Below are 5209 nucleotides of genomic sequence, written 5' to 3' on the forward strand. Positions count from 1 at the left end.
CCGCGCTGGCCGCCGATGCGGCGGCGGGGCGGCGGCTGGTGATCGCCTCGGCCAGCCACGGCTTCTATGTGCGCGCCATCGCCGCGCGACTGGGCGTGGCCGATGTGGTGGCCACCGAGGCGGTGCGGGATGGCGGCTTTCTGACAAGTCGGCTCGATGGCGCGAACTGCTATGGGCCGGCCAAGCGGGCGGCGCTGGCGGCCTGGCTGGCAGCGCAGGGGCTGGACAGCGCGGTGATGCATTTCACCAGCGACCATCACAGCGATTTGCCCTGCTTCGAACTGGCCCTCGAACGCGGCGGCACGGTGCGCTGCGCCAATCCGTCGGCCAAGCTCGCTGCCATCGCCGCCACGCGCGGCTGGCCGATGGTGCAATGGGGCACCATCACGTCCAGCCTGTTCGAACGCGCCTAGGCCCGCCGCATCTGGTAGAGCGTGAACAGCGCAATCGCGCACCAGATGATGTTTAGCACCATCGAAGGGATGGCGCCGTGCCAGCCCGAATTGACGACGAAGCCAGCGGCGCCGCCAAAGTTGAGCCATTGGAACAGCGGCGTGCGGGGCTCAAGCCGGCCGGCGCTGGCCAGCCCGTAGGCGACCAGCACCATCAGCGCCCCGGCCCAGCCCGCCGCCTCGATGGCGAGGGCAAGGCTGCTCATCAGGCCGCCAGATTCCGCAGCACGTAGGGCAGGATGCCGCCGGCGTGATAATAGGCCAGCTCCTGCTCGGTATCGATACGGCACAGGGCCTCGAAGCTGCCGGTCGAGCCGTCGGCGCGGGTGAAGCGCACGCTCAGCATCTGGCGCGGCTTCAGCGCGGCGACACCGCTGATGTCAAACAGTTCATCGCCGGTCAGACCCACGGTGGCCCGGTCGGTGCCGGGGGCGAACTCCAGCGGCAGCACGCCCATGCCAACCAGGTTGGAACGGTGGATGCGCTCGAAGCTTTCGGCCACCACGGCGCGCACGCCCAGCAGCGTGGTGCCCTTGGCCGCCCAGTCGCGGCTGGAGCCGGTGCCATATTCCTTGCCGGCGATGACAACCAGCGGCGTGCCGTCCGCCTTGTAGGCCATCGCGGCATCATAGATGGCCATCTGCTCGCCCGTTGGCACGTGGCGGGTCACGCCGCCCTCCACGCCCGGCACCATCGCGTTCCGGATGCGGATGTTGGCGAAGGTGCCGCGCATCATCACCTCGTGATTGCCGCGCCGCGCGCCATAGCTATTGAACTCGGCCCGGGTCACCTGCCGTTCGGTTAGGTAACGGCCAGCGGGGCTCGTCTCCTTGATGCTGCCGGCCGGGCTGATGTGATCGGTGGTGATCGAATCGCCGAACACCGCCAGCGCGCGCGCCGCCACGATGTCGGCCACGGGGGCCGGCGTCATCGTCATGCCGTCGAAATAGGGCGGGTTCTGCACATAGGTGCTGCTGGGGTTCCAGCGATAGGTGGCGCCGCCTTCCACCTGCACCGCCTGCCAGCGTTCATCGCCGTCGAACACGTTGGCATAGCGCGCCGCGAACATCTGCGGCGTCACGTTGGCCAGCACCATGCTCGCCACCTCTTCGTTGGTCGGCCAGATGTCCTTCAGATAGACGGGGCCGTTGGTGCCCTGGCCCACCGGTTCGCGGGTCAGGTCCTTGCGCATCGAGCCCGCCAGCGCATAGGCGACGACCAGCGGCGGTGAGGCCAGGTAATTGGCCTTCACATCGGGGCTCACGCGGCCTTCGAAGTTGCGGTTGCCCGACAATACGGAGGCGGCAACGATGTCGCTGCCGTTGATTGCCTGCGAAATCGGCTCCGGCAATGGGCCGCTGTTGCCGATGCAGGTAGTGCAGCCATAGCCGACGAGGTTGAAACCCAGCGCGTCCATGTCTTCGGCCAGGCCCGACTTTTCGAAATAGTCGGTCACCACCTTCGATCCGGGGGCAAAGCTGGTCTTCACCCAGGGCTGGTTCTTGAGGCCCAGCGCGCGCGCCTTGCGGGCAACGAGGCCAGCGGCGACCAGCACGCTGGGGTTCGACGTGTTGGTGCAGCTGGTGATGGCGGCGATCACCACGTCGCCGTGCCCGATGTCGTAATTGGCACCGGCCACCGGGACCCGCTGCGCCATCTTTTCGGCCTTGCCATAGCCGCCGGCCAGCTCGGCCTCGAAGGCGGACTTGGCATCGCCCAGCAGCACCTTGTCCTGCGGGCGACGGGGCCCTGCGAGGCTGGGCATGACGCTCGCCAGATCAAGCTCCAGCACGTCGGTGAACACCGGATCGGGCGTCTCGGCGGTGCGCCACAGGCCCTGCGCCTTGGCATAGGCCTCGACCAGCGCCACCGTGTCGGCATCGCGGCCCGACAGCTTCAGATAATCGATGGTCTTGGCATCCACGGGGAAGAAACCGCAGGTGGCGCCATATTCCGGCGCCATGTTGGCCAGCGTGGCGCGGTCCGCCAGCGTCAGCGCATCGAGGCCGGGGCCGAAATATTCGACAAAGCGCCCCACCACGCCCTTCTTGCGCAGCATCTGGGTGGCAGTGAGCACCAGATCTGTGGCGGTGACGCCTTCGGCCAGCGTGCCGGTCAGCTTGAAGCCGACAACTTCGGGGATCAGCATGGAGACCGGCTGGCCCAGCATCGCGGCCTCCGCCTCGATCCCGCCGACGCCCCAGCCCAGCACGCCGAGGCCGTTGATCATGGTGGTGTGGCTGTCGGTGCCCACGCAGGTGTCGGGATAGGCGACGGTGGCCCCCGACGCGTCCTCGCTGCTCCACACGGTCTTGGCGAGATATTCCAGGTTCACCTGGTGGCAGATGCCGGTGCCGGGCGGCACGACGCGGAAATTCCGGAGCGACTGCGCGCCCCAGCGCAGGAACTCATAGCGTTCGAGGTTGCGGGCATATTCCAGCGCCATATTGTCTTCAAAGGCGTGGGCATTGCCGAATTCATCGACCATCACGCTGTGATCGATGACCAGATCAACCGGCACCAGCGGGTTGATCTTCATCGGATCGCCGCCCAGCCGGGTGATGGCATCGCGCATCGCCGCCAGATCGACAACGCAGGGCACGCCGGTGAAATCCTGCATCAGCACACGCGCCGGGCGATAGTTGATCTCGTGTGTGGAGGTGCGGGTCTGCTGCCAGTCCACCAGCGCCTGGATATCGGCCACAGTGACCGTGCTGCCATCTTCAAAGCGCAGCAGATTTTCCAGCAGCACCTTCATGGAATAGGGCAGGCGCGATACGTCGCCCAGCTGTGCCGCGGCCGCCTCCAGGCTGTAATAGGCATAGCTGCGGCCGTTCACGTCCAGCGTGCGGCGGCTGTGCAGACTGTCCTGGCCGGTGGCGGTCACGGCGTTTCTCCTGTGCGTGTTTTGACAAGTTGTCGCATCGATCTAGCCGATATGCTGCAGCGCGCAAAGCCTTGCCACCCAACATTCGTGTCAAGGCGCGCACAGGTTGCGCGGGTAAAAATCTGTCACCATAAGGGGCCATGGCCTCCCCGGAGATCGACGCCCTCACCCGTGCGCTGTCGCGCTTGCCGGGGCTCGGGCCGCGCTCGGCGCGGCGTGCGGTGCTACACCTGATCCGGAAGCGCGAAACCGCGCTGGAACCCCTGCTCGCCGCCCTGCAGACAGTGGCAGCGCGGCTCATGGTGTGCGGCACCTGCGGCAATGTCGAGACCAGTGACCCGTGCGCCATCTGCCGCGATCCGCGCCGCGATCCCACTCTATTGTGCGTGGTGGCCGATGTGGCCGATCTGTGGGCGCTCGACGGCCGCCACCTGTTCTCGGGCCGCTTCCACGTGCTGGGCGGGCGGCTGTCGGCGCTGGATGGCATCGGGCCGGATGATCTGGCCATCCCGGCGCTGGTGGCGCGCGCCAGTGACGGGGTGGTGAAGGAGGTGGTGCTGGCCCTGTCGGCCACCATGGAAGGGCAGGCGACCATGCATTATGTGGCAGACGCGCTCGCCCCCACCGGCGTCAGGGTCAGCCAGCTGGCGCAGGGCCTGCCGATGGGCGGCGAGCTCGACTATCTTGATGAAGGTACGCTGGCGCTGGCGCTCAACGCGCGAAAGCCGCTCTAGAGCTTCACCAGCATCTTGCCGGTGTTGCGGCCCTCGAACAGGCCGATGAAGGCCGCCGGCGCCTGGTCGATCCCTTCCAGCACGGTTTCCTGCCAGGTGAGCTTGCCGTCCCTGATCCAGCCGCCCACCTCGGCGATGAACTCGCCGCGCAGGCCCTGGAACTCGATGACGATGAAGCCGCGCATGGTCAGCGACTTGCCGACCACCTGGATGATGTTGCGCGGGCCGGGCGTCGGATCGGTGTCGTTGTAGCTGGCGATCATCCCGCATTCGATCAGCCGGGCGAACGGCCGCGCCACCTCGATGGCGACTTCCAGATGCTCGCCACCGACATTGTCGAAATAGATGTCGATGCCCTTCGGCGCAGCGGCCTGCACCGCGGCCAGCAGGTTGCCGCAGGTGCGATAGTTGATGACATGATCGATGCCGAGGCCCTTGAGCCAGGCGCACTTGTCGTCGCTGCCGGCGCTGGCCACCACGGTGCAGCCCTTCAGCTTCGCCACCTGGGCCACGATGCTGCCGACCGCGCCGGCGGCGCCACTCACGAACACCGTGTCCCCCGGCTTGGGCTTGCCGATCTGCGTCAGGCCGGCCCAGGCGGTGAGGCCGGGCATGCCGAGCACGCCGAGGAACGCCTCCATCGGCACGCCCGCCGGCACCTCGAGCTTCTCCAGCGCGGCGGCCGGAGCCACGAACGCCTCGCGCCAGCCGAACATGGAGGACACGATGTCGCCCGGCTTCAGCGCGTCGCTGTGGCTTTCCTCCACCACGCCGATGGCGCCGCCCTGCAGAGGCTCACCGAGCGCGAACGGCGGCACATAGGAGGGCCGGTCATACATGCGGCCACGCATGTAGGGATCAACGCTCATCCACGTGTTGCGGACGAGCACCTCGCCGGGGCCGGGGGCGGCAAGCTCGCGGCTGGCCAGTGCGAAGTCGGTCGCGCGGGGCAGGCCGACGGGGCGGGAGGCGAGGCGGATTTCGCGGGACGTGGTCATGGGAGTGGCTCCTTTGGGGGGAGTGTAGGGCAGGGGCGGGGTTTGCCCATTCATTTTATGGGGAGGGGCGCCGCGGCAAAGCCGCGGCTGACGTCGAACGGGTTCGGCGCGCCGGTGCGCGCGCCGCCCCGCCGGCCG

General features: G+C 67.7%; 5 protein-coding genes. 2 read left to right on the forward strand and 3 right to left on the reverse strand.

Annotated features, from left to right (window positions below; genetic code table 11):
• On the forward strand, positions 1-413 hold a 413-nt coding region (locus GJV64_RS11070), incomplete at its 5' end, for an HAD family hydrolase (RefSeq protein ID WP_164157287.1).
• On the opposite strand, the gene GJV64_RS11075 is transcribed toward GJV64_RS11070, so the two are convergent.
• A complete protein-coding gene (locus tag GJV64_RS11075; RefSeq protein ID WP_164157288.1) occupies positions 410-658 on the reverse strand; it encodes a CBU_0592 family membrane protein in 249 nt (82 codons plus the stop codon). The two genes, GJV64_RS11070 and GJV64_RS11075, sit on opposite strands and share 4 nt — an antisense overlap.
• Positions 658-3339 (reverse strand): aconitate hydratase AcnA, encoded by a 2682-nt coding sequence (acnA, locus tag GJV64_RS11080; RefSeq protein WP_164157289.1) that lies wholly within the window; start codon positions 3337-3339, stop codon positions 658-660. The genes GJV64_RS11075 and acnA overlap by 1 nt, the downstream gene beginning before the upstream one ends.
• Positions 3340-3479: 140 nt before the next feature.
• On the opposite strand from acnA, the gene recR reads away from it, so the two are divergent.
• On the forward strand, positions 3480-4073 hold the full coding sequence (gene recR, locus GJV64_RS11085) for a recombination mediator RecR (RefSeq protein ID WP_164157290.1): 594 nt from the start codon (positions 3480-3482) through the stop codon (positions 4071-4073).
• Here the strand turns inward: recR and GJV64_RS11090 are convergent.
• The gene (locus tag GJV64_RS11090) at positions 4070-5071 is read right to left on the reverse strand and encodes an NADP-dependent oxidoreductase (protein WP_164157291.1); all 1002 of its coding nucleotides are present in this window, start codon (positions 5069-5071) and stop codon (positions 4070-4072) included. The genes recR and GJV64_RS11090 overlap by 4 nt on opposite strands.
• Positions 5072-5209: the final 138 nt, after the last annotated feature.

Source organism: Sandarakinorhabdus rubra (genome assembly GCF_010994245.1).
GTDB lineage: Bacteria > Pseudomonadota > Alphaproteobacteria > Sphingomonadales > Sphingomonadaceae > Sandarakinorhabdus > Sandarakinorhabdus rubra.